At 45.4% G+C, this 25,997-nt stretch carries 28 protein-coding genes and 1 pseudogene; 8 read left to right on the forward strand and 21 right to left on the reverse strand.

The annotated features are described in order from the left end of the window. Window positions 1–12: 12 nt before the first annotated feature. Window positions 13–1,209 carry an MFS transporter gene (locus LNN34_RS18740; RefSeq protein ID WP_044159669.1) on the forward strand — a complete coding sequence of 399 codons (1,197 nt, stop codon included), beginning with the start codon at window positions 13–15 and terminating at the stop codon, window positions 1,207–1,209. Between the two features lie 98 nt (window positions 1,210–1,307). Here the strand turns inward: LNN34_RS18740 and LNN34_RS18745 are convergent, their stop codons facing one another. The 5 genes from LNN34_RS18745 to LNN34_RS18765 all read right to left on the reverse strand — a co-directional run bounded on the left by LNN34_RS18745 (window position 1,308) and on the right by LNN34_RS18765 (window position 7,043). Further along, window positions 1,308–2,714, reverse strand: a complete 1,407-nt coding sequence (locus LNN34_RS18745) for a right-handed parallel beta-helix repeat-containing protein (protein ID WP_229044151.1) — start codon at window positions 2,712–2,714, stop codon at window positions 1,308–1,310. 100 nt (window positions 2,715–2,814) lie between these two features. Next, window positions 2,815–4,287, reverse strand: a complete 1,473-nt coding sequence (gene pucI / locus LNN34_RS18750; protein ID WP_193659824.1) for an allantoin permease — start codon at window positions 4,285–4,287, stop codon at window positions 2,815–2,817. Between the two features lie 181 nt (window positions 4,288–4,468). Continuing rightward, complete coding sequence (locus LNN34_RS18755) at window positions 4,469–5,830, reverse strand: MFS transporter (protein WP_229044153.1); 1,362 nt, start codon at window positions 5,828–5,830, stop codon at window positions 4,469–4,471. Then, window positions 5,827–6,393: a hydrolase gene (locus LNN34_RS18760; RefSeq protein WP_229044155.1), complete on the reverse strand. Its 567-nt coding sequence runs from the start codon at window positions 6,391–6,393 to the stop codon at window positions 5,827–5,829. Before LNN34_RS18760 ends, LNN34_RS18755 begins: the two co-directional genes overlap by 4 nt. Before the next feature lie 188 nt (window positions 6,394–6,581). Then, window positions 6,582–7,043: a hypothetical protein gene (locus LNN34_RS18765; RefSeq protein WP_229044157.1), complete on the reverse strand. Its 462-nt coding sequence runs from the start codon at window positions 7,041–7,043 to the stop codon at window positions 6,582–6,584. A gap of 281 nt (window positions 7,044–7,324) precedes the next feature. On the opposite strand from LNN34_RS18765, the gene amtB reads away from it, so the two are divergent. The 3 genes from amtB to bcrC all read left to right on the forward strand — a co-directional run bounded on the left by amtB (window position 7,325) and on the right by bcrC (window position 9,663). Beyond that, on the forward strand, window positions 7,325–8,539 hold the full coding sequence (gene amtB, locus LNN34_RS18770) for an ammonium transporter AmtB (protein WP_229044159.1): 1,215 nt from the start codon (window positions 7,325–7,327) through the stop codon (window positions 8,537–8,539). Window positions 8,540–8,550: 11 nt separating this feature from the next. Continuing rightward, window positions 8,551–8,901, forward strand: coding sequence for a P-II family nitrogen regulator (locus LNN34_RS18775; protein ID WP_010332189.1), 351 nt, complete (start codon window positions 8,551–8,553; stop codon window positions 8,899–8,901). Window positions 8,902–9,081: 180 nt separating this feature from the next. Then, window positions 9,082–9,663 carry an undecaprenyl-diphosphate phosphatase BcrC gene (bcrC, locus tag LNN34_RS18780; RefSeq protein ID WP_044159681.1) on the forward strand — a complete coding sequence of 194 codons (582 nt, stop codon included), beginning with the start codon at window positions 9,082–9,084 and terminating at the stop codon, window positions 9,661–9,663. 36 nt (window positions 9,664–9,699) lie between these two features. Here bcrC and LNN34_RS18785 read toward each other — a convergent pair. Beyond that, window positions 9,700–10,122: pseudogene (locus LNN34_RS18785) on the reverse strand (VanZ family protein). Window positions 10,123–10,232: 110 nt separating this feature from the next. Further along, window positions 10,233–11,105 (reverse strand): M23 family metallopeptidase, encoded by an 873-nt coding sequence (locus LNN34_RS18790; RefSeq protein WP_044159685.1) that lies wholly within the window; start codon window positions 11,103–11,105, stop codon window positions 10,233–10,235. Window positions 11,106–11,238: 133 nt separating this feature from the next. On the opposite strand from LNN34_RS18790, the gene LNN34_RS18795 reads away from it, so the two are divergent. Next, the gene (locus tag LNN34_RS18795) at window positions 11,239–11,736 is read left to right on the forward strand and encodes a GNAT family N-acetyltransferase (RefSeq protein ID WP_024123131.1); all 498 of its coding nucleotides are present in this window, start codon (window positions 11,239–11,241) and stop codon (window positions 11,734–11,736) included. Next, window positions 11,733–12,251 (forward strand): DUF5362 family protein, encoded by a 519-nt coding sequence (locus tag LNN34_RS18800; protein ID WP_229044161.1) that lies wholly within the window; start codon window positions 11,733–11,735, stop codon window positions 12,249–12,251. The genes LNN34_RS18795 and LNN34_RS18800 overlap by 4 nt, the downstream gene beginning before the upstream one ends. 27 nt (window positions 12,252–12,278) lie before the next feature. Here LNN34_RS18800 and LNN34_RS18805 read toward each other — a convergent pair whose 3' ends face one another. Further along, entirely contained in the window at window positions 12,279–12,716 is a 438-nt protein-coding gene (locus LNN34_RS18805) for a DUF5392 family protein (RefSeq protein WP_024123133.1), read from the reverse strand. 243 nt (window positions 12,717–12,959) lie between these two features. Here LNN34_RS18805 and cls point away from each other — a divergent pair, with 243 nt between their 5' ends. Beyond that, window positions 12,960–14,408 carry a cardiolipin synthase gene (cls, locus tag LNN34_RS18810; protein ID WP_024123134.1) on the forward strand — a complete coding sequence of 483 codons (1,449 nt, stop codon included), beginning with the start codon at window positions 12,960–12,962 and terminating at the stop codon, window positions 14,406–14,408. Window positions 14,409–14,692: 284 nt separating this feature from the next. Further along, on the forward strand, window positions 14,693–15,082 hold the full coding sequence (locus LNN34_RS18815) for a DUF5362 family protein (protein WP_044159693.1): 390 nt from the start codon (window positions 14,693–14,695) through the stop codon (window positions 15,080–15,082). Between the two features lie 37 nt (window positions 15,083–15,119). On the opposite strand, the gene LNN34_RS18820 is transcribed toward LNN34_RS18815, so the two are convergent. The 13 genes from LNN34_RS18820 to LNN34_RS18880 form a co-directional block, all read right to left on the reverse strand. Beyond that, window positions 15,120–15,761 carry an NAD(P)-dependent oxidoreductase gene (locus LNN34_RS18820; protein WP_229044163.1) on the reverse strand — a complete coding sequence of 214 codons (642 nt, stop codon included), beginning with the start codon at window positions 15,759–15,761 and terminating at the stop codon, window positions 15,120–15,122. 67 nt (window positions 15,762–15,828) lie between these two features. Beyond that, window positions 15,829–16,230, reverse strand: a complete 402-nt coding sequence (locus tag LNN34_RS18825) for an Rrf2 family transcriptional regulator (protein ID WP_106295298.1) — start codon at window positions 16,228–16,230, stop codon at window positions 15,829–15,831. Window positions 16,231–16,363: 133 nt separating this feature from the next. Further along, a complete protein-coding gene (gene ureC / locus LNN34_RS18830; RefSeq protein ID WP_229044165.1) occupies window positions 16,364–18,073 on the reverse strand; it encodes an urease subunit alpha in 1,710 nt (569 codons plus the stop codon). After that, window positions 18,070–18,444, reverse strand: coding sequence for an urease subunit beta (gene ureB, locus LNN34_RS18835; RefSeq protein WP_024123139.1), 375 nt, complete (start codon window positions 18,442–18,444; stop codon window positions 18,070–18,072). The genes ureC and ureB overlap by 4 nt, the downstream gene beginning before the upstream one ends. After that, window positions 18,441–18,758: an urease subunit gamma gene (ureA, locus tag LNN34_RS18840; RefSeq protein WP_099043776.1), complete on the reverse strand. Its 318-nt coding sequence runs from the start codon at window positions 18,756–18,758 to the stop codon at window positions 18,441–18,443. Before ureA ends, ureB begins: the two co-directional genes overlap by 4 nt. Before the next feature lie 98 nt (window positions 18,759–18,856). Next, window positions 18,857–19,558 (reverse strand): urea ABC transporter ATP-binding subunit UrtE, encoded by a 702-nt coding sequence (urtE, locus tag LNN34_RS18845; RefSeq protein WP_229044167.1) that lies wholly within the window; start codon window positions 19,556–19,558, stop codon window positions 18,857–18,859. Then, window positions 19,555–20,304, reverse strand: coding sequence for an urea ABC transporter ATP-binding protein UrtD (gene urtD, locus LNN34_RS18850; RefSeq protein ID WP_229044169.1), 750 nt, complete (start codon window positions 20,302–20,304; stop codon window positions 19,555–19,557). The genes urtE and urtD overlap by 4 nt, the downstream gene beginning before the upstream one ends. Beyond that, window positions 20,279–21,349, reverse strand: a complete 1,071-nt coding sequence (urtC, locus tag LNN34_RS18855) for an urea ABC transporter permease subunit UrtC (protein WP_229044171.1) — start codon at window positions 21,347–21,349, stop codon at window positions 20,279–20,281. Before urtC ends, urtD begins: the two co-directional genes overlap by 26 nt. An 11-nt stretch (window positions 21,350–21,360) precedes the next feature. After that, entirely contained in the window at window positions 21,361–22,263 is a 903-nt protein-coding gene (gene urtB, locus LNN34_RS18860) for an urea ABC transporter permease subunit UrtB (protein WP_199397853.1), read from the reverse strand. 32 nt (window positions 22,264–22,295) lie between these two features. Continuing rightward, on the reverse strand, window positions 22,296–23,552 hold the full coding sequence (gene urtA / locus LNN34_RS18865; RefSeq protein WP_229044174.1) for an urea ABC transporter substrate-binding protein: 1,257 nt from the start codon (window positions 23,550–23,552) through the stop codon (window positions 22,296–22,298). Between the two features lie 199 nt (window positions 23,553–23,751). Then, window positions 23,752–23,940, reverse strand: coding sequence for a CsbD family protein (locus LNN34_RS18870; RefSeq protein ID WP_024123146.1), 189 nt, complete (start codon window positions 23,938–23,940; stop codon window positions 23,752–23,754). 73 nt (window positions 23,941–24,013) lie between these two features. Further along, window positions 24,014–24,493, reverse strand: a complete 480-nt coding sequence (locus LNN34_RS18875; protein ID WP_024123147.1) for a hypothetical protein — start codon at window positions 24,491–24,493, stop codon at window positions 24,014–24,016. A 198-nt stretch (window positions 24,494–24,691) separates the two neighbouring features. Next, on the reverse strand, window positions 24,692–25,825 hold the full coding sequence (locus LNN34_RS18880; protein ID WP_059353697.1) for a tetratricopeptide repeat protein: 1,134 nt from the start codon (window positions 25,823–25,825) through the stop codon (window positions 24,692–24,694). Between the last annotated feature and the right edge of the window lie 172 nt (window positions 25,826–25,997).

Here is a 25,997-nt window from a genome sequence, read left to right on the forward strand (position 1 = left end):
AGTGACATACATTTGAAAAAGTCTGAACCGATTTGGACCAAAGATTTTATTATGGTCGTTCTCGTGAACTTGTTTGTTTTTGTGTTCTTTTATACATTTTTAACTGTTCTGCCTATCTATATGATGCAGGAGCTGGGAGGTACTGAATCTCAGGGAGGGCTGTTGATCAGTCTGTTCCTGTTATCCGCCATTTTCACACGTCCTTTTTCAGGAGCTATTATAGAACGGTTTGGGAAAAAGAGAATGGCGATTGTATCGATGGCGATTTTTGCCCTTTCGTCTTTTCTTTACCTGCCAATCCATAACTTCTATCTGCTGCTTGGATTGCGGTTCTTCCAAGGGATCTGGTTCAGTATTTTAACCACTGTAACCGGTGCGATCGCAGCTGATATCATTCCGGTTAAACGCCGCGGCGAAGGGCTTGGATACTTCGCCATGTCTATGAACCTCGCAATGGCTATCGGTCCGTTTCTCGGATTGAGCCTGGTGAAAATTGTGCCTTTCTCTGTCTTCTTTACAATTTTTGCGGTGTTTATGATTGTCGGGCTGTTTGTTACATTACTCATTAAAGTGCCAAACAGCATCAGCAGCGGAACGACTGTATTCCGCTTCTCTCTGTCGGATATGTTTGAAAAAGGCGCGCTTAAGATTGCGATTGTAGGGTTGTTTATATCATTCTGTTATTCAACAGTTACGGCATTTTTGTCCGTTTTTGCTAAGTCTATTGATCTATTAAATGTCAGCGGCTACTTCTTTGTATGCTTTGCCGTTACGATGATGGTCGCACGTCCGTTTACAGGCAAACTGTTCGACAAAGTCGGACCGGGGATTGTGATTTACCCTTCAATCCTGATTTTCTCTGTCGGACTTTGCATGCTTGCCTTTACGCACAGCAGCTGGATGCTGCTATTATCCGGAGCGGTGATCGGACTCGGATACGGCTCAATCGTGCCGTGCATGCAAACGCTGGCGATACAAAATTCACCGGCACACCGTTCAGGATTTGCGACAGCGACGTTCTTTACGTTCTTTGACAGCGGAATTGCCGCTGGATCGTATGTGTTCGGATTATTCGTTGCTTCCGCAGGCTTCTCATCTATTTACTTAACAGCGGGTCTATTTGTTCTGATTTCCCTTCTCCTCTATGCATGGAGCCAGAAAAAAACGGCTGTCGCCGAACCTGAAGGAAAAGTGTCGATTGCAGAATAGCTTGTCAGACTGCCGGAGTTTGCCGGCAGTCTTTTTTAGCATAAAAAAAACGGCATTCTGCTCCGTTGAACGGAATAGAATGCCGCTTCTTTCATGATTCATTTAATAATCGGACGCGCAGGTGAATCCGGGTCTAATGTAAAATCAAAAGACTCTTCGTCACGATACATCGGATCTGCATAAATAGAACCGACATCATTTTTCGTTGCTTTTTGATAAGATGAAAACGAGTCGTATTCAGTCTTTTTCCACATCCATAAGCCGTCCTGACCTGCTTCCTTATGGTAAACGTTATGATTGACTGTATTTCCTTCATTGGTTTTAAAATCGTTGGCAATAAACAGCCTTGAATCACTTGCCGTCATGATGTTCTTTTCTATTACGTTGTTTTTTGTATCGTGCTGCAGCAATAGCTGTCCGCCATACAGCTCTTTTGTATCGTTGCGGAAAATAATGTTGTGAGCAATCACAGAACCGATGGTGCCGCCACGCTCTTTGTCATATCCGCCGATTGAAATACCCGTGTACGCATTCTGGTACACTTTGTTATCGGTAATCTTTATATCCTCAGCATATTTTCCTTTGTGCTCAGAGGTTGCTTCAATACCGATATCGTTTCTGTAAACCGTGTTTTTCCTTATGTCAATATTGCGTCCTCCGTCGACATATATTCCGCCTGCTGAGTACTCATCTCCATAAGCGGGATTTCCGAAAGTTGAATGATGATAGACAGTATTGTTTTCTACGACGCCATTTCGAACATAATCGTTTTGATCTGCCGTTCCTTCATATCCGATAAGATCGATGCCAATATTATTATTATCACGGACCAGATTGCCTGCAACCGTAAAGCCGTCAATGTTTCCGTTCAGCACAACCGCTTCACTCGCTCCGAGTGTCAGCTTTTCAACGGTATTATCCGTAATCTTAATATCTTTCATGCTTCCCGTCCCATAAACCGCAATTCCGTGGGCATTGCCCTCATCCGCCGTTGTTTTTATATTCCGAACATGATTATCCTTAATCGTGATATGGCTGCTGGACCCAGTCACATAAATTCCCATGGCGGTTGCTTCTTCAGATGAAACAGAGAGATTCTCAATCGTTAAACCGCTGATTGTGATGTAATGTTTATTGTCTATGCGGATTAACGGCGTTTCATATTCTGCGCTCGTCATCGATTTCCCGGTAATGACTGCTTTCTCGTCCTGATAGTTTCGAAACGTGATAGGCTTCCCGTCCGCGCCGCTATGCTTCACATCAAGCGGTTCATCATACGTGCCTTCCCGGATGATTACAGTTGTTCCGGCAACAGCTTCCTTAGCGGCATGCGCCAGTGTACGAAATGGCTTTGTTTTCGTCCCTTCATTTTGATCATTGCCGTCAGGAGAAACATATAAGCAGTTCACTGAGTCTTGTTCATTTGCTGCCGTCTTATCATAGGTTAAAGCGATAATAACAGCAGTTAAAACGGCTGCCGCAGAAATAAAAAATGATATTTTCATATTGGATTCTCATTTCTATTTAGAATGGACTTTCTTATATCATTATAAGTTATCCATTTATGGAAAACCATCTCAAATTCTTTTCATCTGCATAAAGCTCTTATTCAGCTCGACGCACCTGCCCAGAATCATACTTTCCAATAACCGATGATACCGGCGGGTGAATCCGCATCAGAGCAATATAGACAAGAAATGATGTCAGCACACCTACAAACCATGAGATGTCATATAAGCCTTTTAATGCGGGGACATACATTCCGATTAATGAGATCAGTGCGCCTAAAAGCGTAGCTGCGAATGCCCGGTAGTTATACCCTTTAAAATACACATACCGTCCGGTTTCGGAATAAAGGTCATCAACCGAAAGCTCCCGCTTGCGAATAATAAAGTAATCAGCCATCATGACGCCCGCCACCGGACCGAGCATGCCGCCGATTAAACCGAGAAACGCATAAACACTGGTTGCGCTCTCCATGAGCTTCCACGGAACCGTAAATAAAGCGAGCAGGGCTGTAATAAAGCTGCCTCGTTTAAAATTAATATATTTCGGCAACGCATTCGCAATATCATAGGCCGGAGACACAATGTTTGCTGCGACATTAACTGATATGGTGGCAATACAGAGCGTAATCACAGATAATACGATGACATAAGGATTATCAAACCTCGCCAAAATATCAACCACGTCCCAAATCGGCTCGCCGAAAGCAACCTGCGAACCGGAGGTCACCGTAATACTGGCAAACGCAAATAATGCGAAGGTTCCCGGCAAGCCGTAAAACTGGCCTTTAATCTGCTCTTTTTGCGTTTCAGCAAACCGTGTAAAGTCAGGTATGTTTAAAATTAACGTCGCCCAAATGCCGATAATGCCGGTGACTCCGGCAGCAAACGGCCAAAATGTTTCTGAAAACGTATGAAATTTTCCAGGCTGCGAATAGATGGGCCCGAGTCCTCCGGCTATATCGACCGCCCACCATACCATGCCGCCAAACACCACATATACTAAAGGACCTGCCCATACCTCGAAACGCTTAATCGATTCCATGCCGTGATGCAATACGAGTAAATGCACAGCCCAAAAGAATACGAAAGAGAGGAAACCAGACAAGTGAATGCCCAGAAGATTCCACTCCCCGCCAATCTCTCCCCAGCCGGGCCACATATTTAACAGCAAAATGTTCAGCGCCGTGCTTCCGGCAAAGGTTTGAATGCCAAGCCACATAATGGCTGTAAAAGCCCTCAGAAGCGCCGGAATGTTTGCGCCGTAAATTCCATATGAAGCCCGGATAATCACAGGAAACGGCAGCCCGTATTTTGTCCCTGCATGCCCGTTTAAGGCGAGTGCGCCAAACAAAATAAGCGAGGCCGTAATAATGATCGCCATCACCTGCCACGGTGAAAGCCCGATCGCAATTAATCCGCCCACTGTCGCGTAGGTTGGTATATTATGTATGCACCCCATCCAAATCGAGGCAAAGTTCATTGCTTTCCAAGTGCGTTTTTCCTGCCCTAAAGGCAGCAGATCCTCATTGCTCAGCCTGTTTGATTGCTGCTGACTCTCTTTTAGCTCCATAGCCGGCTCCCCTTTCAGCATTGTCTATCTTCCGTTATATGTATTATTTTCTAACATCATATGTTACGTAATATAACTGAAAAATCAGACAAATACATTGGCTATGATACACAATCCTTTTATTCATTTTTGAGCATCCTAAACAAGAAAAAGAGACAGACTCGCATATCTGTCTCTTTTCTCATGATCTTGTTTTCATTAAGGTGTCGAATCTCAAAGCCATGAATAGACTCAATGCGCCTACAGCAATAAGGATCATTCCCATGATATCAAAATGAGCCGCTGTTATCTCTTTACCGAACAGAAGGCCCAGAATCACGGAGGATAAAATCGAGCCGAGGTAACGGCACGTTTGGAACAGGCCCGAGGTCGTTCCCACCATGTCTGAAGGGCTCGTTTTCAGCATCGCCGCCTGAAGCGCCACGTTTCCAAGTCCGTAACCGATGCCGAGCAGCGACAGGATCAAGCCTTTCCCGATGACAGGAACGCTGATAAAAAAGACCGTTAAGAGTACAGCGCCAGCCGTCATCAGAAGCGCCCCCGCCAAAATCGGCTTGATGACTCCCGATCGGTCAATCCACTTGCCTGTAATGGGCGATACAGCGATGCTCATTCCTGACATGAACAGCATAAACAGACCGCTCGTTTGGACAGAAAGATGCATTTCATCCTGAAAATAACTCGGCAGGCCGAAAAATAAACAGTAGAAGAATACATTGAGTAAAATAAACTGAACGTATACCGCTGACAGGCTTCGCTGCGTTTTAAACAGACGGACATCAATAAACGGCTTCTCCGTTTTCAGCTCACGCCAGACAAATGACACAAGCAGAATGACACCAATCACACCTTCTGACGCATGCAGGGATGTGCTGAATGAAAGCAAAAAGGACAGGAGCAAAATGATCCCGCCGGCAAACAAAAGGATTCCCGGAACATCTAGCTGCCGGATAACCGCTCTGATCCCCACCCCTTTTTTCTGATCCTTCGGGAACATATACATCCCTAATAGGAAGCTGAGGATAATAAACGGCAGATTGACGATAAAAATCGCCGGCCAGCCGCCCCAGACAATCAAAAAGCCGCCGACTGTCGGCCCCAGCGCCGTCATTGCAGACGCAAATATAGACAGCACCGCCAAGGCTGAAGCCTGACGCTCATGTATGTGACTTCGTATCAGCCCGACTCCCGACGGATAAATCGCACTGCTCCCCACCGATTGAAACAGCCGCATGACCAATAATGTCATAAAGGTTGGCGCAAACGGCGCCCCGATGGCAGAAACCGCCACAAGAATAAGCCCGAATAAAAACAAACTTTTGCGCCCAATCAAATCGCCAAGCTTTCCCGTCACGGGCTGGGCCACAGCACTCGCCAAATAGAACGAGGAGATCAGCCAGGAAACCGTTGTAAATGACAGGTGAAACTCATGCTGGATGCTGTGGAGCGCCAGAGAAATCATAGACGAATTCAGCGGATTCAGCATCGTTCCTGAAGCTACCGCCGTTAAAAAGACAGCACGGCTCTTTTTTGATATTTTCATTTCACTTGTGATAAAAATTCTTCTGTCGTCCGCGATTTACCGATTCTCGGGAAAATAAAGCGCAGTGTCGCTTCATGCTCTTCCTCACTGAACGCGGACATCGCGTCAGTAATAAAAATCTGCTGATAGCCAAGCTGAAAGGCCTCGCGAGCCGTACTTTCCACTCCGATATTCGTGGCAATGCCGCATAGTACAATGGTATCAATGCCGCGGCGTCTCAGCTGCAAATCTAAGTCCGTGCCGAAAAACGCGCCCCACTGGCGTTTGGTCACTGTGTAATCTCCGTCCTGCACACCGATTTCCGGAACAAATTCCGCCCAGTCCGCCGGCATTTCACCTGAACCTTCCTGCGCCTGTTCATCCGTTTCCGGCTTTAGCGCATCTGCTCCGTCATGGAAGGCTACATTCACAAAGCTGATAAAGCCGTTATGCTTTCGGAATTCGTCAACAAGTTTTTTCGCATTCGGGACAACCTGTCCGCTTTTGTCTATTGGCACAATTCCTTTTTGCAGATCAATGATAACCAATGCTGTGTTTTGAAAATCAATGGTAAGTGTGTTCATTTTGCGTTTCCTCCTGATGCTGGTTAGTGTTTCTCACATCCCATATTCTACTCTTCACTTCACATGAATTCTTGCATGACGCTTGTGAAGTTCTCAGGAGAAGCGCTTATCTCACGATTTTTCTTTTATATAAAAATAAAAGGTGGTGCATACAAACATACCGGCAAGCACTGCGATCATAAAAGTTGTCATAACTTCGTCACCTGCCTGCCGTTAATCGGCTGCTGATTAAACATGCCCATGAATTTGCGGCGGTCAATCCAAAGCAGAATCAAACACATGATCATTAATATCGTACTGAGATCCTGCACGCCAATATCAAAACAATAGTTAATCATGACGACGTTCACAATAATCGGCATAAATACAACCGCGCCTAACGCAGATGTTCTTGGAATCAACAGCAAAACCGCAGCAATGATTTCTCCAAAGCCTATAAATACTTCATAGACATGGGAATAACCGAAAAATGTCCACGCAATTGTAAATCCCTTTCCCGCTGCAGCTGCAATTTCAGGTGTTACTTCCCCAAACTGGCCTATGACCACTTTCGCCAGGCCGTACACAACAAAATTAAAGGCCAAAAACAACCGGAATGTCGCCGGAATGGACTTTCTTAACGCTCTCAGCAGCCTGCTGCCTTTATTCATCTCGCATCCCCCTTAGTGTATTACAATAACTAGTACACTTAATACACTATATATAATTCTATTTATTGTCAATTCCCTTTTTTCTCATAAAAACAGAATTATTTTATAGACATAAAGTCTTGTATGGCACATACCGTTTTTCTTTCTTCGCCCGCATCCATAACACACACTAAAAAAACATGTTAGGAAATCTCACATGAAAATGTTTTATCATTCTTTTTTCTCTATAATGAAGAAATATAATAATTGCTTTTATTCTGAAAGATACGGAGGAATGAGACATGCAAATGGGCGATACAGTATTTATGTTCTTTTGCGCTTTACTCGTGTGGCTGATGACCCCGGGGTTAGCGTTATTTTATGGAGGAATGGTAAAAAGCAAAAATGTGCTGAGTACAGCAATGCACAGTTTCTCCTCCATTGCCATCGTTTCCATCGTTTGGGTGCTGTTCGGATATACACTTGCCTTCGCACCAGGCAATTCAATCATTGGCGGCCTGGAGTGGGCAGGCCTGAAGGGGGTCGGATTTGATCCGGGTGATTACAGCGACACGATTCCCCATTCATTATTTATGATGTTTCAAATGACGTTCGCGGTTCTGACAACCGCCATCATTTCCGGGGCTTTCGCAGAACGGATGCGTTTCGGCGCTTTTCTTTTATTCTCGGTTTTATGGGCTTCATTGGTTTACACACCGGTTGCTCACTGGGTATGGGGCGGCGGCTGGATCGGCCAGCTTGGCGCACTTGATTTCGCGGGCGGAAACGTTGTTCATATTTCTTCCGGGGTGGCCGGCCTTGCTCTGGCTATCGTGCTCGGCAAACGGAAAGACGGCACAACGTCTTCTCCGCATAACCTCATTTACACCTTCTTAGGAGGCGCCCTGATTTGGTTCGGCTGGTTCGGTTTTAATGTCGGCAGCGCCCTGACATTAAACGATGTGGCCATGTACGCCTTTATTAATACAAACACGGCAGCTGCAGCGGGGATTGCCGGCTGGATATTGGTTGAATGGATCATCAATAAAAAACCGACGATGCTCGGCGCGGTATCAGGAGCAATCGCAGGGCTTGTGGCCATCACGCCGGCGGCCGGGTTTGTCACACCATTTTCTTCTATTATCATTGGCATCATCGGCGGAGCGGTTTGCTTCTGGGGGGTCTTCTCGCTTAAACAGAAATTCGGGTATGATGACGCGCTTGACGCCTTTGGCCTGCACGGCATCGGCGGCACATGGGGCGGCATCGCGACAGGATTGTTCGCAACAACTTCAGTCAACTCCGCTGGTGCAGACGGTTTATTCTACGGGGATGCAAGTTTAATCTGGAAACAAATCGTAGCGATCGCTGCCACTTATGTTTTTGTATTTATTGTCACTTTCGTTATTATTAAAATAGTAGGCCTCTTCCTTCCCCTTCGCGCAACCGAAGAAGAAGAATCCCTTGGGCTTGACTTAACAATGCACGGGGAAAAAGCATATCAAGATTCTATGTGAGGAGTGACGTTATGAGCGGTCAAATGTTCAAGGTAGAAATTGTAACGCGTCCGGCAAATTTTGAAAAGCTGAAGCAGGAACTCGGAAAAATCGGAGTCACCTCTCTGACCTTCTCCAATGTTCACGGCTGCGGGCTTCAAAAAGCACATACGGAGCTTTATCGAGGGGTAAAAATAGAAAGCAATGTATATGAACGTTTAAAAATCGAAATCGTGGTCAGCAAGGTTCCTGTTGATCAAGTAACTGAGACCGCTAAGAGGGTTCTGAAAACGGGATCACCGGGTGACGGTAAAATCTTTGTCTATGAAATCGGCAATACAATTAATATCCGCACCGGCGAAGAAGGACCTGAAGCGCTGTAATATCGTTAAGAGATTCGGACACTCCGGATCTCTTTTTTTCGCGCGGGAAAAAACCCCCAGAAACCGTGACGCCCATTCGAATCCTCTTCAAGCGCCATGATTTCAGACAATCTATTTTTATTTGAAACTTTTTCTGAGTAAGATGAGTCTACTTAATATAAAAATGTAAAAGGTGATTATTTGAATTACGAAATATTTAAAGCTATCCATGGATTATCTCATCACAATTCTGTTCTCGATTCCATTATGGTTTTCATAACGGAATACGCGATCGTTGCCTATGCGCTTATCTTATTGGTGATGTGGCTGTTCGGGAACACACAAAGCAGAAAGAACGTGCTTTACGCAGGAATTACGGGAATTGCGGGTCTTGTGATCAATTACTTGATTACACAAGTTTATGTTGAACCGCGCCCTTTCGTCGCTCACACGGTTCATACGCTGATCCCGCACGATGCGGATGCTTCTTTTCCGAGTGACCACACAACGGGAGCGCTAGCCATTTCGATCGCAATGCTTTTCAGAAACCGTAAAATCGGCTGGCCGCTCGTCATCTTCGGGCTTTTGACCGGTTTTTCACGAATTTGGGTAGGACATCACTATCCGATAGATGTGTTGGGCAGCCTTGTTGTTGCGATCATTATCGGGTTCCTGTTCTTTAGATTTTCAGATCTTCTTCGCCCGTTCGTTGATTTCATCGTTCGAATCTATGAAGCGATTATCAACAAGATTACGAAAAAACCAACCGATCAAAATTTCTAAGCAAAAAAGCCGGCCTCTGAATGCAGAGCGCCGGCTTTAATATTTTTCATACATCTCATGTTTTTTCCGCTTTGCGATAACAAATAATCCAAGAAACAGGGCAATCCCAACACTGTCAATGAGCACATCCCGGATGCAGCCGTTTCTGCTGAAGAAAAGCTAAATGATTTCCGTAAAAACGGCAAACACGAATGCTCCTGCCGAAGCCCATTTTATACTGCTCCATTGCTTCCAGAGCAAATATGTCAGCACGAAAAAAGAAAACGCGTGCCCGATTTTTTGAATCACAGCTTCAGGCGTGGTCAGCTGAGTAAAATCCATGTCAAAAAATTGGTTTAGATCAGGATGCGGATGAAAGTGAAATGCCAATGTCTGCGACACCACCATATCACTGAAGCTTTCTGTACAGACAGAGAGTAAAATGAAGAAGATCCAGCCTGCGAGTAATAAACGATGCATAAAAACAGCCTCCTTTCCAGCGGCATCTTGTGCATGTCAATACATAGACGGCACAGTGAAACAAAAAGTAACAAAAAAAACGCCTATCACACCGATAGACGTTTTCTTCATTAGGACTGTTCAGTGCCTTCTGTTGTGCTGCTTTCTTTGGAACCTGATTTGTCAGTTGAATCATCCGTTTTGTCCTCGGATTTTTCGTCAGTTCCTTTTTCAGTCGAACCATCCTTTTTTTCTGATGATTGCTGAATGGATTCTTCTGTTTCCTCAGTTGCAGCTTTTTCTTCTGCAGCTGCCGCTTTTTCAATAGAAGAAACCGGCTTGTCCATAAAGTTCAGCGGGTTCATAGCAACTCCGTCTTTACGGATTTCAAAGTGTACGTGGTTGCCGCTTTCTTCGCTGTAAAGGTTCTTGCCAGACTTTCCGATGACCTGGTTTTGCTTCACCTTATCGCCTTGCTCAACACCTGCTTCAGAAAGTGATTGATACACAGTAGATAACCCATCCGCATGTTCGATTTCCACAACATATCCCAGCACTGGATCTTTTTCAGCTTTCACAACCGTACCGCTTAGAGAAGCAGAAACATCGAAATCTTTTCCGTCTTTCTCAGCTAAGTCAATTCCTTTGCTTAGGCTGTACGTGTTATTATAGGTAACGAGTGCTGCTTCTTTTTCTTCTTTTGCGGCATCAGTTTCATAGAACTTTTTCACAACAGAAACGTTTTCAGAATCAACAACCGGCATTGCGACATTTTCCATAGACTTTCCTACTTCAACTGCATCGTCGTTGTTGTCATACGCGGAGCTTCCGCCGTTATCAGCTAACTGATCCTTTACCTCATCATTTGATACAGATTGATACCAAAGGACAGCTGTTAAAATGACGGCCGCACTGACTAAGTAAATTGCAGGGAACACCCAGCGTTTACGAAAAAACTGCTGAAGTTTTTTGACTTGAGAAGTTTTCTTTTCTTCCTCTCTCATTGTTTATCACCTCAGCAACATTCTGAACACTTTTCTGAAAATATATACACCGATATAAAAAACTTTTTTAGATATAGTTTGTGCAGGCTGATAAGAAAGTATGTCATTTTTTTGAGAGGAGAACCAAATACGTATGAACTTAACATTACGTCTTGCTGAAAAAAAGGATATAGAAGCGGTTGTAGCGATTTATAACTCTACGATTGCCTCACGAATGGTAACAGCCGATACTGAACCGGTAACTCCGGAAGACCGGATGGCATGGTTTTTGGGACATACAGACGAACGGCCGCTGTATGTTGCTGAGGATGAAAACGGGGACGTGGCTGCCTGGATCAGCTTCGAAAGATTTTACGGCAGGCCTGCTTATAATAAAACAGCCGAGATCAGCATATACATTCATGAATCATGCCGCGGCAAAGGCGCCGGAACGCATTTGCTTCAGGAAGCGCTCCGCATCGCGCCGGAGCTTGGCATCCGCTCGCTTATGGCCTTCATTTTCGGACATAACAAGCCTAGCCTGAAGCTGTTTGAAAAGCACGGTTTCAAGGAATGGGGGTTATTCCCCGGCATTGCCGAAATGGACGGCAAGCGATATGACTTAAAAATATTAGGGAGAGAGCTATCATGATTAGTCTTGATAAAGATGAAAACCATATTGATAATCACCACGAAGAAAACAGCGTGATCGAGCAGGAGAACAACAGCACAGAGGGCGAAAAACGGGAGCTGAGCGCTGCTGCTGTCAAATCGCTTTCAGACATTGCAAAGTGGGGCAAAATAACAGGAATTCTTTTGATTGTCATGGGCGCGCTGGCTGCCCTGTCGGCTTTAATGACAGTCATAGGCGCTATTCCAGGCGTTCTGCTCATTATTTCAGGCGTATTTCTGATGCGGTCAGCAAAATCAGCAAAAGAGGCGAGCGGAAATCTGACCGGCAGTGCGGGTGAAAGCATGCTGGAGAACTACGGAAAATTTATTAAAATGCAATTATTCTACGCTGCATCAAGTATCGCCGCAGGCCTTATCGGAATCATTTTGCTCATTTTCTTCCTCGTATTTGTCGGCATCGCCGCTTTTGAGGATATGGATACGTATGAAGACCCGGATTCCTATTATTATGAAGATGAGCCCGTATTTGAATAAAAAGAGCTGACCCATGTCAGCTCTTTTTTAGTACAGCATTTTCTTGCGTCTGTCTTCTTCAGTCAAAAACTCAACAAAGCTCCGCATCGCAAACGGTTCTTCCTTGATCTGGCGCGTATACGTGTTTTTGCGCTCTTCTGAAAGAATTTCGCTCTTTTTGATTCTGTTCAGCATATAAATATGAACGGTCTTTTGAATTTGCTTATGCTGATAGCCCGCTTCTTTAAAAAATGCTAATCCAAGTGCAGCAAGAAGCGCAAAAAGTCCGGCGCTGATCAGAGACTCTCTGTCTGCTGAAGCATGAAAAAGGAAAGCAGCCAAATTAAAGAGAGAGAATGCAGCAAGCGGAACTGCAAGAAAACGGTAGATGACAGTTTTCTTCATTAAAGGCTGTACAGCCTTTTGAATTTTTTGCATTTCTGTTTTAATGAACCCCGGCATTTGTTCAATTCTGTAAAAGTTCATGTAATTCTCCCCCTTTATTTGATTTTGCAAGGCTTCACGAACGTTATCATATGAGTTTATTTTAACGCAGGTGCAAGCTGGTTTTAAAGAAATCTGCCCGTGTTTTTCGCGAAGAATCTGGATCAACACACTTTATTCTTTTAAAAAGTCAGTGTTATAATTTGTAATGGGAATCAGATTGCTGTTATTCATGGAATACTAATGGCAATCTTCTTGATAAATATGAATTAGCGGGGTTACAAAGTGAGTATTTCTTCCATCCTTTTATCACTTTTTTTCATTTTGAATATTCTTTTGGCCATCATTGTCATATTCAAAGAACGGCGCGATGCCAGTGCATCATGGGCTTGGCTGCTTGTTCTTTTCTTTATTCCCGTTTTAGGCTTTATTTTATACCTATTATTCGGTCATAATCTCAGACGCAAGCATTTGTTTCAATGGGAGGATCGAAAGAAAATCGGAATCGAAAAGCTGCTGCAGCATCAGCTTGAAGAATTAGAAAACAGGCAATTTCAGTTCAACAACCGGGCAACCTTTGATAATAAGGATTTAATATATATGCTCATCATGAATAATCACGCTGTCTTTACAGAGGATAATTCAGTTGATGTCATAACAGACGGACGTGATAAGTTTCAGCGGCTTTTACATGACATATCAAAGGCAAAGGATCATATCCATCTACAATATTATATTTACAAAGGTGATGAATTAGGAAAAAAATTGCGGGACGCCCTCATTCAAAAAGCGAAAGAAGGTGTTCAGGTCAGGGTTTTGTATGATGAACTCGGGTCCAGAACGCTGCGCAAAAAGTTTTTTAAAGAACTGCGTGAGGCCGGCGGGCACGTGGAGGTCTTTTTCCCTTCAAAGCTCAGGCCGATTAACCTTCGGCTGAATTACCGCAACCACCGAAAGCTTGTTATCATAGACGGCATAACCGGTTATGTCGGAGGGTTTAATGTCGGGGATGAATATCTTGGCCTCAATCCGAAGTTCGGCTATTGGCGCGATACCCATATTCGATTGCAGGGAACGGCCGTTCACGCCATTCAGACACGTTTCATCCTTGACTGGAACCAAGCTTCACATCATCATACGCTCACCTATATCCCGAACCACTTTCCCGATTGCAGCCCAAAGGGAAACGTCGGGATGCAGATTGTTACGAGCGGGCCCGATTCCGAATGGGAACAAATTAAAAACGGCTACATCAAAATGATTTCAAACGCCAAGCGGAACATTTTGATACAAACACCTTATTTTATTCCGGACGCAAGCCTGCTGGATGCATTGAGAATCGCGTGCCTGTCAGGCATTGATGTCAACATTATGATACCGAACAAGCCTGATCATGCTTTTGTATACTGGGCCACGCTTTCGTATATCGGGGATCTTTTAAAAGCCGGAGCCACCGTCTACATTTACGATAATGGCTTTATCCATGCGAAAACAATTGTTGTGGATGACGAAATTGCATCGGTCGGTACAGCGAATATTGACGTCCGAAGCTTCAGGCTGAATTTTGAGGTGAATGCATTTATTTATGATATCAACATTGCCAAAAAACTGGTTTCTACATTTAAAGAAGATTTGCTCGTATCCAGAAAATACACCTACGAGGAATATCAGCAGCGATCTTTATGGATCCGCATCAAGGAATCCGTCTCACGGCTATTGTCGCCGATTTTATAAGATGCGCCAATCCCCCCGGCCTTTATGGCCGGGGTTTTTCAGCATGGTCATAATCTATCATCACGCACCCCGTAAAAACGCGCGTGGCCTTTCTCATATAGCGTGCAACCGTAATAAAAAATCACGAATATGATCACAGCGGCTTGCACCTCCGGACCGTCAGGCCAAACTCCATTCACACCGCGGCAAAATCAATTCACTATTTTTATTTCTGTATACAAAACTTCTCACAAATAGTGTATAAAAGAAAAGTGAGTATTTTTTTGTAAAGGGGATCCGTGTCAATGAATCCGGAAACGGTCAACAAAACCCTCATCAGTATTTCAAAATGGGGAAAAGCAACAGGCATCTTATTTATTATTATGGGCGCTTTTACTGCGCTTTCAGGCGCGTTCGTTTTTCTTATCGGCGCAGTGCCGGGCGTACTGCAAATCATTTCAGGCATCTTTTTGATGCGGTCAGCAAAAGAAGCAGGCTTAATGGCTGAAAAACATAGCGGGCAATCTGAGGATTTAATGCTGGAGAACTATGCGAAATTTGTAAAGATGCAAGGGATTTATTTAATCGTGAGCATCGCTGTATCGATTCTGGCGATCATCGCATTCTTCATCTTTCTAATGCTTGGAATTGCCGACGGCATATTCAGCGATTATGATACGTACAGCACCTATTAATCAGAAAAACCCGGAGCATCCTCCGGGTTTTTTCTTGTTATTCCGCTTCGCTTACTACTGTAAAGCGTTCATTTTTGTGTGACGGATGTTCAAGCTCATCCAAAACAGCAATCGCATAATCGGCATAGCTGATATAACTGTCGCCATTTGCGTTTACGATCACATTGTCTTTTCCTTTTTGGTAAGATCCCGTCCGCTTTCCTGCCGGATCAAAAAACGCCGCCGGGCTGAGGAACGTCCAGGAAATAGAGTCTGCCTTTTGCAGGTCTTTCAGGTTCTCTCCTTGATTTGATGCAGTCGGAAGATATTCTTTCGGGAATTCCGGTGTATCCATTAAACGTGTTGTTTTGGCTTCATCAACAAACAGGCTTCCTGCTCCGCCGACGACAAGCAATCTTGTGTTTTTTGCATCCTTTAAGATGCTGATTAGGGCTCTGCCTGCTTCAACATGAAGATGTTCCTGGCCAGGTGCTGCTCCAAATGCGTTTACGACCACGTCGAAAGGCTTAATGTCTTCTGCAGCCAGTTCAAACACATCTTTCTCCAAAATCGCTATGTCCTGTTCCTGTACTTTTGAAGCGGTCCGAACGATGGCAGTCACTTCATGGCCTCTTGTTTTCGCTTCTTTCAAAATCTGGCTTCCCGCTTTTCCGCTTGCACCGATAATTCCTATTTTCATTTTTGATTTCCTCCTTATTTGTAACAATTTCAGTTACATGTTAGTGGTGAGAAGTCATCCCTTTTGATCAAAAGAGATGATTCATTACATCTTTTAATGACTTGCTTGCCAGCTCATTTTCCATCGCTTTTTGCACACTTTCAAATGTCTCATCCAGCGCGCACTGAATTTTTTTGCCTACCGGACACTTCGGGTTCGGGTTTTCATGAACCGCAAATAGTTCCTCTTGGTTTTGAACAGCCCGATATACTTCTAAAAGAGAAATATCAGCCGGATCTTTTTTGAGGCTCGCGCCCGGCACCCCGGCGCGTGATGTGAGAATATTGCCCTTTTTCAGCAGGCTGATCATCCTTCTTACAACAACCGGGTTGGTGTTGACACTGTCAGCGATGATTTCCGAAGACGCTTTTTCATCCATCGAAATGAGAGATAAAATATGAATGGCGACAGCAAGACGGCTGTTAATCATGTTTTTTCACCACCGTTGTAACTATAATAGTTACATTAAATTCGTTTGTCAACATATAATATACACTAAATTTGCGCTCCTTGCGCATCCGTTTAGTCAATAAAACGGCCGGATGCACTCCGGCCGTGTCTTGTCAGAATAAGAAATATCGCTGTCCCAGCGGAACATAATCGACAGGCTGACAGGACAATTCTTCTCCGTCTGCAAAGACCTGATACGTTTTCGGATCGACTTCAATCTTCGGCAAAGCAGCGTTTAATTTCATATCCAGCTTGCTCAGCTTGCGGATGTTTTTCACAGGAGAAATTCTTTTTTCCAGCCCTAACCTTTCCGCCACACCGCTTTCAATGCCCGCCTGGGACATAAATGTGATGGAAGTTGAGCGGTTGGCTTTACCATAGGAAGCATACATTTGGCGCATGAATACCGGTTCCGGAGTCGGGATAGACGCGTTGGGATCCCCCATTTGCGCGCGTGCTATCATGCCTCCCTTTAAGACCAATTCCGGTTTCACGCCGAAAAATACAGGATCCCACAGGACAAGGTCAGCGAGCTTTCCTTTTTCTACAGAACCGACTTCATGGCTGAGGCCGTGAGTAATTGCCGGATTAATTGTATATTTGGCAATGTAGCGTTTCGCACGTACGTTATCGTTTCCGTTTTCTCCAATGAGAGCGCCGCGCTGTTTTTTCATTTTGTCAGCCACCTGCCAAGTGCGGATAATGACTTCGCCAACACGTCCCATCGCTTGGGAATCCGATGATGTCATGCTGATCGCGCCGATATCATGGAGAATGTCCTCTGCCGCAATCGTCGCAGCCCTGATTCTGGAATGGCTGAACGCCACGTCCTCGGGCACCTTAGCATCTAAATGGTGACAGACCATCATCATGTCAAGGTGCTCATCCATCGTATTGACGGTGTAAGGAATTGTCGGCGTTGTGGATGACGGCAGAATGTTCGCGTAAGAGGCGAGCTTCATAATATCCGGAGCGTGGCCCCCGCCTGCTCCTTCAATGTGATATGTATGAATCACCCGGTCTCCGATTGCGTCAAGCGTGTTTTCCAGAAAGCCCGCTTCATTGATCGTATCCGTATGGATTGCGACTTGAATATCGGCTTCGTCCACAACTTCCATACACGTTTTGATAGCGCTTGGCGTCGTGCCCCAGTCTTCATGAAGCTTCAGGCCGATGGCGCCGGCTTCCACCTGTTCGATCAGCGGCGCTTTATCAGATGCATTCCCTTTTCCTAAGAAGCCGACATTGATCGGAAATTCCTCAGCCGCTTCCAGCATCCTTGTCATATACCATGCACCTGACGTACATGTTGTCGCTTTGCTTCCTGTAGCAGGTCCCGTTCCGCCTCCAAGAAGAGTCGTGACTCCTGAAGAAAGCGCAACTTCCATCTGCTGAGGACAAATAAAGTGAATGTGCGTATCCACTCCTCCAGCCGTTAAAATTTTGCCTTCACCGGAGATCACCTCTGTACCCGCACCAATGACCATATGCGGATCGACCCCGTCCATGATATCGGGGTTGCCGCTTTTTCCGACACCCACGATCCGGCCGTCCTTTACACCGACATCCGCTTTAACAATGCCTGTGTAATCCAATAACACGACGTTGGTGATCACCAAATCCAAAGCGCCGTCTTTTCCTGTGATGCTGCCGTTTTGGCCCATGCCGTCACGGATCGTTTTTCCGCCTCCAAAGATCATTTCTTCACCATAAACAGTGAAGTCCTTTTCAACTTCGATCCATAAGTCCGTATCGCCCAATCTGATTTTATCGCCCGTTGTCGGACCAAACAGCTCCGCGTATTGCTCCCGTGACATTTTCATCGAATCACACCCTCCATCCAGCCGGCTTTCTTTAAGTTGGCTAACGTTTTTTCTTTCCCGCGTTCATCGATATACGTATCGGCCATTCCGTTCAGTCCTCTTACTGTTTTTCGTCCGCTGAATTCAACAAGCGTGACCGTTTTCTCCTCACCTGGCTCAAAACGGACCGATGTGCCTGACGGAATGTCGATACGCATGCCGATGGCTTGTTCGCGGTCAAACGATAGCGCGCCATTGGCTTCTGCAAAATGAAAATGTGAACCGACCTGAATGGAACGTGATCCGGTGTTTTTCACCGCTATCTCCCGTGTCTGGCGGCCTTCGTTAATCGTAATGGTCCCCTCAGCAATCTGAAATGCTCCCGGCTTCATGACTTCACCTCCGTAGAAATCGGCTGGTGTACTGTGACAAGCTTCACTCCGTCAGGGAATGTAGCTTCCACCTGAATGCTGTCCAGCATCTCAAGCACGCCCTCCATGACATCTTTTTCAGTCAATACATGGCGGCCGGCTTCCATCAGCTCCGCCACTCCCTTTCCATCACGCGCGCCTTCCATGATAAAACAGGTGAGATAAGCGGCAGCCTCGGGATAGTTCAGCAGAACGCCGCGCGCCTTTCGCTGTTTGGCTAATTCCCCCGCTGCAAAAATGAGCAATTTCTCTTGTTCAACCGGTGTCAGTTTCATCTTAGGTCCTCCTTCTTTTGTCGTATAAAGCGGATGCGGTTACTGCGAATTTGCGGAACATGCAGGCGGGCCATCACCTCCCTTTCTCACGATGCTGATCATACGGTGAGATGCCTTTCAAAACGGCGAGCCGTTTCTTCATCGGCCTTTCCATGGTCGACAACCGTTCCCCTGTCGATCACATAAAGGTAGTCAGCACATGTTAACGCGTTTTCCAGACTGTGCTCGACTAAAACAACAGAAATGTCTTTTTTTCTGGAAATTTCTACGATAACTTGTCTGATTAGTTCGATAATTGAGGGCTGAATTCCTTCCATTGGTTCATCAAGTAAAATAATTTTCGGATTCCCCATCAGCGCTCTGGCAATCGCAAGCTGCTGCTGCTGTCCTCCGCTTAAATCGCCGCCTTTCCGGTCGAGCATATCCTTCAAAACAGGAAACCACTGAAAAATCTCTTCCTTGATCCGCCCTCTCCGCTCCTTCTTAGGAAGCGGTTCTTCTCCGAGCAAAAGATTGTCGCGAACGGTTAAAGCGGGGAAGATGTCTCTTCCTTGGGGCACGTACGCAATTCCAGCTCTTGCCCGTTTTTCCGTCTTTTCGTTTTGAACAAACGTTTGATGAAAACGGATCTGCCCCTGTTTGGCCGGGATCAGGCCGATGATCGTTTTCAGCAAAGTGGATTTGCCGACTCCGTTTCGGCCTAATACAGCGACGATCTGCCCGGGGCGGACCTCCATGCTGAGGTTATGCAAAACCATGGATTGATCGTAACCGGATGTCACATTACTGACCGCTATCATGACGCCCCGCTCCTTCCTAGATACACCGCTGCCACCTCTTCATTGCTTGTAATCTCATCCATCGATCCTTCACAAAGCACTCTCCCTTCATGCATCACCGTGACTTTTTTGGAAAACGAGCGGACAAATTCCATATCGTGCTCCACAATTAAAACGGAACACGTTTTGGCAATCTCCTCAAGGAGAGCCCCGGTTTTATCACGCTCTTTTCCTGTCATACCGGCGATCGGTTCATCCAGCAGCAAAAGCTTCGGCTCCATGGCGAGCTGCATGCCGATTTCGAGCCATTGTTTCTGCCCGTGTGACAGGCTGCCGGCTTCTGCATCCCGCTTCTCTTCTAATCCGATCAGCTTCAGGATGTCTGTCACCCTGCCACGCTGCTCTCTTGTCATACGAGCCATCAGCAGAGAGAGAATCGTTTTTTTCTGCTTCATGGCAAGCTCTATATTTTCAAACACGGTCAGCTGCGAAAAGACATTCGGAGCCTGAAACTTTCTGGCGACGCCCATTTTGGCGATCTGATATTCCGGAACCTTTGTCAGTTCAGCCGTTTCCTGAAACACAATCTCGCCCGAATGCGGCTTTGTTTTCCCGCAAATGATATCCAGCATGGTTGTTTTCCCGGCGCCATTCGGCCCAATCAAAAAGTGAATATCACGTTCCTGCACACTGATATCTGCCCCCTGCAGCGCCCAAAACCCGTCAAACTGAACCTTCACGTCACGGCAGATAAGTATCGGTTTCATATGCAGCCACTCCTTTCTTTTTAGAGAAGGAAAGCTGGGTTCCAAGCTTTTCAAACAGTCCGACAATCCCTCTTGGCAAGTAAAGCACGACGATCATAAACAGCGCACCGAGGAAATACAGCCAAATGTCAGGATAATATTCGCTTAAATAGCTTTTCATGCCGTTCGTTAACAGCGCGCCCAGCACAGCTCCGAAAATGGAGTGCCTGCCGCCGATCGCCACCCACAGCACCATTTCCACTGAAGGGATGATGCCCATCATTTCCGGCGAGATCATCCCGTCCTGAAGCACAAACAGCATCCCGGCAATTCCCGCCATCGCAGCGGACACACAGTAAATAAACACTTTAAAAACGGTGGAATGATAACCGAAAAAGCGCACCCTGTTCTCTCCGTCGCGAACCGCCTGCAAAAGCCGGCCAAAGCGGCTTCTCGTAAGAAACAAAGCGAACACAACAGTAAGGCCGAGAAAAAAGACTGTGGCAAAATACAGGATCTGCTTCAAGGCAGGATCAGCCAGAGAATATTGAAAAATCGTATAGAAGCTGGTAAGTCCATTGGTGCCGCCGGTGATTTCCTGGCTCCCGATGAACAGTGTGACCGCCACAACGACGACAGCCTGTGATATCAAAGAGAAATAAACTCCCTTTATATTGTTGCGAAACGTAAAATAGCCGAGCAGAAACGCCAGTAGCACAGGCACAGCGACAGCCGCCGCAATTGCAGCGAAAGGGTGCCTGAACAAAGCCCAGATCCACGGCAGTTCGCTGACACCCGCCCACTCCATAAAATCAGGAATGCCGGACGGTGAGGCTTCTATTTTTAAATACATCGCCATGCAGTAGGCGCCCAATCCGAAAAAGACGCCGTGCCCCAAGCTCAAAATGCCTGTATATCCCCAAATCAGGCAAATGCCGACCGCCACAATCGCAAAGCATAAAAACTTCGCCAACAGCCCCAATCGAAACTCCTGAAGAAAGAACGGAGCAGCGATAAAAAGGGCAAACATCACAACATACGGACTGAATTGCGAAAACCGCTTCATCCGGCGCCCCCCTAATCAAGTAATCTCGTTCTGACGCTTGCAAGACCCGAAGGCCGCCATTGCAGAAAGAGAATAATAAACGCAAACACCACAATCTTAGCTATGGTAGCGCTTGTCGAATACTCTACAAATGTGCTGAGTAATCCGACCATCACAGCTCCGATAATCGTTCCTTTTAATTTTCCGATCCCGCCTAAAATGACGATCATAAAAGCATCGACCAGATAAGACGAACCGAGAGTAGGCCCGATTGACCCGAGCAATGTGAGTGAGCTCCCCGCAATACCGGCCAGCCCGCTTCCGAGCGCAAAAGCCAATGTATCTGTTTTTCTCACAGATACACCAAGACAGGATGCCATACTCCGGTTCAGTGTAACAGCCTGCATCCTCCGCCCCGCCGGAGTTTTAAACAAATAGAATCCCAGCAGCGCAAGCGTAAAAAGAACAAGCGCCAAAATAAACAGCCTTTTATATGGAAAGGTGACCGAAAACAGCGTCACTCCTCCCGACAGCCACTCAGGAGACTGAACAGCGACATTCGGCGCGCCAAAAATCGATCTGGCCGCCTGCTGAAGGATCAAGCTTACCCCCCATGTTGCCAAAAGGCTGTCGAGCGGACGGTCATATAATCGCCTGATAATCACTTTTTCAATGACAATGCCAAGCAATGCCGCAACTGTAAACGACATGATGACCGCAATAAAAAAGTAATAGGAAAAGAGAGAAGCCGGCAAATAGCTTAAAAACAGCTGCTGAATAACATATGTCGTGTAGGCTCCCGCCATCATCAGCTCACCGTGCGCCATATTCATAATGTTCATCAAACCGAATGTAACGGCCAATCCAATCGCAATGAGAATCAAAATAGAACCGAGACTGATCCCGTTAAATAATTGAGTCACGACAACAGACATGTTCCGCCTCCTCTCCCGCAAATGGCTTTGATTTATTTAGATAACCCCTTTGCCCAGTCGTACGTTTTTAAATACGGATCAGGTTTTACCGGATCACCTGAGTTCCATACTTCTTTAAACTGTCCATCCCCCGTGATTTGCCCGATTCTAACTGTTTTGTAAAGATGCTGTGTATCCCCATCGATTTTCACTGTGCCGCCCGGGGCCTTAAATGTAATCCCGTCAGCCGCTTTCTTCACTTTATCGATCTCAAAGGACTTGGCTTTTTCAACGGCTGCCGCCCAGAGATACACCGCATTATAGCCGGCTTCAATCGGATCACTGGTCACCCTCTTATCTCCGTTCTGCTTTTTATAATTCTTCACGAATGTCTGATTTTCTGCTGTATTTGTTGTTTGGAAGTAATTCCACACCGCATAATGCCCTTTTAGTGCATCTGTCCCGATCCCCCGAATTTCTTCCTCTGCGACACTCGCCGACATGACAGGAATATCATCAGCTGTCACGCCCGCATCTTTCAGCTGTTTGAAAAATGCCACGTTGCTGTCGCCGTTTAATGTGTTAAAAATCACATCCGGCTGCTTTTCTTTGATTTTGCTGACCAGCGTACTGTAATTCGTGTGGCCGAGCGGCGTATACTCTTCACCGGCAACTTCTCCCCCAGCAGCTTTCACTTGTGCTTTAATGATTTTATTGGCTGTTCTCGGGAACACATAATCCGAGCCGATCAGAAAGAATGTCTTGCCTTTATTCTTCAGCAGCCAATCGACAGCCGGCACGATTTGCTGATTCGTCGTTGCTCCGGTATAAAAAATATGAGGAGATGACTCCATGCCTTCGTATTGCACCGGATAGAACAGCAGCCCGTTATTTTGCTCCACAACCGGGAGCATCGCTTTGCGGCTCGCTGATGTCCATCCTCCGAATACAGCCGCCGCTTTGTCCTGCTGAAGCAGCTTTCTCATTTTTTCGGCATATGTAGGCCAGTCAGAAGCCCCGTCCTCCACGACGGGTTCAAGCTTTTTGCCGAGAACGCCGCCTTTTTGGTTGATTTCGTGAATAGCCAGCAGCTCTGCATCACGGACGGATACCTCGCTGATTGCCATTGTCCCGCTTAATGAGTGAAGAATCCCAACCTTCACTGAATCCCCGCTTGTGTCAATATCAACTGTTTTTTTCGCATCTCCGCTGGCTTCCGACACTTTCTTCGGCGCCGTACATCCCGTGATCAGAATCGTAATAAGAAACATCAGAAAGACAGCCTGTATTCTAACCCCTTTGCTTTTCATTCAGAACCTCCTTTTTTTGATTCCGCCAACTGATGTTACAAAAGTTAACAACTTATGTCATTTATTATATAGAACAGGCGCATTACTTTAAAGAATATTTAAAAAATTTAGATACTTTAACTAAATCGATTGTCTTTTTTGTTATATTTATTCACATAAAAAAAGGCAAGAAACAAAGTTTCTTGCCTTGCCGATCTGATTAATCTTTATCTGTGAATTTATCCTTCGCTTCACCGATACCCTTTTGGACCTCGCCTTTTGCCTTATCTTTTTTGCCTTCAGCCTGCATGTCCGTTTTGTCAGTCATATCTCCGACTTTATCCTTCACTTCTCCCTTGGCTTTATTTAAGCCGCCTTTCATTTTATCTTTTACACTATCGTTACCCATGTGTCATTCTCTCCCTTCATTTAAGTGTGTACTTGTTACTTTCCCGATCTGAGCAACAGTAAACATTTGAATATTATTTATCGATTTCATAACGCTCTCCGTAACGGAGCACCTTGTAGAGCGCCAGCCCGTCAGATGATTTATTTTCTGAGTAACGGACCGGCAGCAGGGCAAAAAACACATAATACGTAGAAAAGTAGACAAACTGATAGAAAAACACATTCGGCTCCAATACACTGTGTATAATGAGCAAATTCACTGCGAAAATGGTTATTAAGTTAAACAGGCAGCCTCCGGCATAAACAAGTGCGTGTGAGAATCGGTTGTCGATCTTCAGCTCACCGTACCGGCAAAACGAATCCATAAAATAAATGGTTCTGACCTGTATCGGCCCAATCTTAAACAGTTTTTTGCCCATCCCGATATCCAATGAACCCTTCCCGCCAAAAACAAAAGCCATAAAGCTGTGCCCGGCAACATGTATAATAGATACAAGCGGCAGAACGATGAGGAAAGACCATAGAAACTTCACCATATCATCAAATCCAAACATTGAATTCCCCCTCACGCTTGTCATAAACAACAACACATATGCACTCCGCCATTTCTCTGTTTCACAAAATCGCGGCTTTCCATTCGTTTGTGTTCAAAAACAGTATGTAGCGATTTTTCCTGTTCTCCACGGAAATAAACGTCCCGATGCTCCCCTTTTTTTGTATAAAAAAACCATCCGGCATCAGATGGTTTCGTCTTACACTTGATATAAACAGTCTTCCTTCAGGATCAGCGCTCTCATGCTGACCGCTTTTTCATAGAAAAACACCGCATCTTTATAGTTTTCATGAAGGCTGGAATATGCAGCCGCATCCAGAGCAAATTCCTCAATATACACATACAGGGACTTGGCTTCCATATAATCAAATACCTCTTGTATCATATCCATATTAACGGATTCCACATATAGAGCCTGCAGAAATTTATATTTTTCCAGACTGAAGCTGTCGTTTCGTTTTCGGGCGATGGCAATCCCTTTTTCATAATAATGCATAGCCGCCTGTTCAGCCTGTTTTTTGAAGAGTACACGCGTTAAGCTGAACAGCGCTTTCGGGAGCTGCTCCAGCTGGTGTTCCTCAAAGACAGGAAGCGCTTTTTCAAAGTATGCAGCCGCCTGGTCCAGTTCTCCTTTTTCATCATAACAGTTCCCCATGTTGTAGAGGGCTGATCCGATCAAGCGGGGCTGTCCTTCCAGTAAAGCCAAACGATAAGCGTCATCGAGATGCTCGAGCGCTTTTTCATAATTTCTGTAGTCTATATAGTTCCCTGATATGACAAAATGACATTGAATTCTTCTGACCCTGTAAAAATCATGAGCCTTGTAGGTCTCAAGCGCCTGTATCGCATGATTCATGGAAAAGTGGGTCTGCTTCATAATATAAAATACTTCCGCTACTTTAAAATGAAATTCCGCTCTTTCAATATCATCCTCTACAAACGCAAGCATTTTCTCAGCTTTCCGATAGAAAGATATGGCTGAGATATAATTGTTCTGTTCAAATTCATACATCCCTCTGAACAAATGAAAATAATACTCAGATAATCCCGAGATGCTGTCCTTGCTGCTTTCCAGCCTCTCGATCAATTCGCGATATTGGAGCTGAGATTCCTCGTGCAGGTCGGGCTTTACATAATCAAGCATAATTTGATGACGGTAGCTGATCAGCTGATAGTACAACAAAAGCAGCTGATCCTCTTCCATATGTTCTATATCATGATCAATCTCTTCCTTCAGCTGAACGGCATCAGCCACTTGAAATGCTAAAATGTGCTTATACCACTGATTGATTTTTACTCCTACTTGAGATGACGGGATCTCGTAAGCGGCCATGCCTCTCCAACCCTTTCTATGAACTAGTGGTTATATTTTATCATATTGTATGGCTTTGGAATTAAAATTTCTTCCAGTGATTCCTTCTTTTTGCCTATCCTTATATTTTTCGGTTTCTGATTGGATTTTTTGCACTTTTTTCGCATTACAGTTTTTTACACAAAAAAGCTTA

This window comes from Bacillus sp. AF23, from assembly GCF_020861455.1.
Lineage (GTDB): Bacteria > Bacillota > Bacilli > Bacillales > Bacillaceae > Bacillus > Bacillus halotolerans.

Coding starts and splice junctions, on each gene's coding strand:
- LNN34_RS18870 (WP_024123146.1), bottom strand. CDS start 23,940: ATGGGTAACGATAGTGTAAAAGATAAAATGAAAGGCGGCTTAAATAAA.
- urtB (WP_199397853.1), bottom strand. CDS start 22,263: ATGTCTGTTGTCGTGACTCAATTATTTAACGGGATCAGTCTCGGTTCT.
- LNN34_RS18795 (WP_024123131.1), top strand. CDS start 11,239: ATGAACTTAACATTACGTCTTGCTGAAAAAAAGGATATAGAAGCGGTT.
- urtC (WP_229044171.1), bottom strand. CDS start 21,349: ATGAAGCGGTTTTCGCAATTCAGTCCGTATGTTGTGATGTTTGCCCTT.
- LNN34_RS18755 (WP_229044153.1), bottom strand. CDS start 5,830: ATGAAAATATCAAAAAAGAGCCGTGCTGTCTTTTTAACGGCGGTAGCT.
- LNN34_RS18765 (WP_229044157.1), bottom strand. CDS start 7,043: ATGAATAAAGGCAGCAGGCTGCTGAGAGCGTTAAGAAAGTCCATTCCG.
- amtB (WP_229044159.1), top strand. CDS start 7,325: ATGCAAATGGGCGATACAGTATTTATGTTCTTTTGCGCTTTACTCGTG.
- LNN34_RS18800 (WP_229044161.1), top strand. CDS start 11,733: ATGATTAGTCTTGATAAAGATGAAAACCATATTGATAATCACCACGAA.
- urtD (WP_229044169.1), bottom strand. CDS start 20,304: ATGAAACCGATACTTATCTGCCGTGACGTGAAGGTTCAGTTTGACGGG.
- pucI (WP_193659824.1), bottom strand. CDS start 4,287: ATGGAGCTAAAAGAGAGTCAGCAGCAATCAAACAGGCTGAGCAATGAG.
- LNN34_RS18875 (WP_024123147.1), bottom strand. CDS start 24,493: ATGTTTGGATTTGATGATATGGTGAAGTTTCTATGGTCTTTCCTCATC.
- LNN34_RS18790 (WP_044159685.1), bottom strand. CDS start 11,105: ATGAGAGAGGAAGAAAAGAAAACTTCTCAAGTCAAAAAACTTCAGCAG.
- LNN34_RS18815 (WP_044159693.1), top strand. CDS start 14,693: ATGAATCCGGAAACGGTCAACAAAACCCTCATCAGTATTTCAAAATGG.
- LNN34_RS18805 (WP_024123133.1), bottom strand. CDS start 12,716: ATGAACTTTTACAGAATTGAACAAATGCCGGGGTTCATTAAAACAGAA.
- LNN34_RS18820 (WP_229044163.1), bottom strand. CDS start 15,761: ATGAAAATAGGAATTATCGGTGCAAGCGGAAAAGCGGGAAGCCAGATT.
- LNN34_RS18775 (WP_010332189.1), top strand. CDS start 8,551: ATGAGCGGTCAAATGTTCAAGGTAGAAATTGTAACGCGTCCGGCAAAT.
- LNN34_RS18760 (WP_229044155.1), bottom strand. CDS start 6,393: ATGAACACACTTACCATTGATTTTCAAAACACAGCATTGGTTATCATT.
- ureA (WP_099043776.1), bottom strand. CDS start 18,758: ATGAAACTGACACCGGTTGAACAAGAGAAATTGCTCATTTTTGCAGCG.
- urtA (WP_229044174.1), bottom strand. CDS start 23,552: ATGAAAAGCAAAGGGGTTAGAATACAGGCTGTCTTTCTGATGTTTCTT.
- LNN34_RS18825 (WP_106295298.1), bottom strand. CDS start 16,230: ATGATTAACAGCCGTCTTGCTGTCGCCATTCATATTTTATCTCTCATT.
- ureB (WP_024123139.1), bottom strand. CDS start 18,444: ATGAAGCCGGGAGCATTTCAGATTGCTGAGGGGACCATTACGATTAAC.
- LNN34_RS18880 (WP_059353697.1), bottom strand. CDS start 25,825: ATGGCCGCTTACGAGATCCCGTCATCTCAAGTAGGAGTAAAAATCAAT.
- LNN34_RS18745 (WP_229044151.1), bottom strand. CDS start 2,714: ATGAAAATATCATTTTTTATTTCTGCGGCAGCCGTTTTAACTGCTGTT.
- ureC (WP_229044165.1), bottom strand. CDS start 18,073: ATGAAAATGTCACGGGAGCAATACGCGGAGCTGTTTGGTCCGACAACG.
- urtE (WP_229044167.1), bottom strand. CDS start 19,558: ATGATAGCGGTCAGTAATGTGACATCCGGTTACGATCAATCCATGGTT.